The 1,330-nt window shown below is 43.4% G+C and carries 1 protein-coding gene; it reads right to left on the reverse strand.

Annotation, left to right across the window (positions count from 1 at the left end):
- Nucleotides 1-1,330: NACHT domain-containing NTPase (locus IQ270_RS30320; protein ID WP_193976789.1), on the reverse strand; the 1,330-nt coding region annotated here is incomplete at both ends.

Here is a 1,330-nt window from a genome sequence, read left to right on the forward strand (position 1 = left end):
GAATTGCTCTCGCTCTTTCTGGAACGGGTTCGATAAATTTAGACCACTGTTGTGATTCCTGACAAAAATAACCTAAAGACCACTTCACAATTTCTGCTACAATTTCATCGACTTTAGAACAATCTTGAAACTCAGCCATTCCCGTAAAAGCTAAAAGATATGCGCGATCCTTATAAAATTCATAGTTGCCAATTCCATCTTCAAATTCTACCAAAACCCTAATGAATTCTTCCTTCCGATCTTTCGCTAAATTCTCGCGTCCCAACCACAACAAAATCACATTTTCCCACACTTTCTCAAAAATTCGATAAGTTTCGAACCTCGGATTATCCGGTACATGATTCAAAAAATAACGCCAATCATCGACACCCAAAGCTGCAAAATACTCCTGAAATGTCGGATGATAAAAGGCATAAACCTGTTCCTCTGGCCTTTCCGCCGCCACACCAACCCGATTAATCCAACCCAACTGCAAAGCTAACTCACACAAAGGCTCATCGGCTTCCCCTAAAATCTCGCGCACCCAGCCCTGACGCAACCGAAACCGCGACTCATCTTGTTCCATTCCCCGCAAAGCTAACGTCGCCAAAGCTTTATTTAACTCCCGTCGCTGCTGGGAAGTTGTCGGGAATTGTTCGCGCTTCCACTCATACAATGCCTCGCTAAACTGTGCGTATAAATCCGCCTGAGTTTTGGTGGTAAAATCTCCCTGACGAATGTGCCAAGCCAGACATAACAACGTCAACCGCAAAGGATTTTTCACCGTATCCCGCAGCCGCGTATTTTCTAATTCAGCTAACTTTGCACACAATTTTTCCCCTAAATCTGAATTCCGAAAAACACTTCTAATAAACCGGGGAATTTGTTCATTTTCATCAAAATCTAAATTCCGATAAACATCAAACTCAGCTAAAGCATTTTTTCCCGCATCCCACACATTGTAGCGACAAGTCAACACCACCCGCGCCTCAGCTACCCATCCCTGCAATTGTGCTTTAATCTCATCCAAAGGATTACCCGCACTCATCTCATCTGCGCCATCCAGCAATAACCAAACTTGATGATTATTAAAAAGTGTCACCAAATCTTGGCGCATTTCCAGCGTGACATCCGCTACATTTAAGGCAACTTTCAGCCACTTTTGGAGTAAATAATCTTCTAAGCTAAACTTGCCTAAATCCGCTAAGGAAACCCAAATCGGCACAACTTCAGTTTCTGCCAACACCCAATCGGCTATTTTTTGCAATAGCGTGGTTTTTCCTGCCCCCGGCTCGCCAATAATGCCGATGCGTTTGCCTTTACTTTTATCAGTTTGTCCTTGCTTTAATAC

The organism is Microcoleus sp. LEGE 07076, from assembly GCF_015207455.1.
Classification (GTDB): domain Bacteria; phylum Cyanobacteriota; class Cyanobacteriia; order Cyanobacteriales; family Microcoleaceae; genus Microcoleus.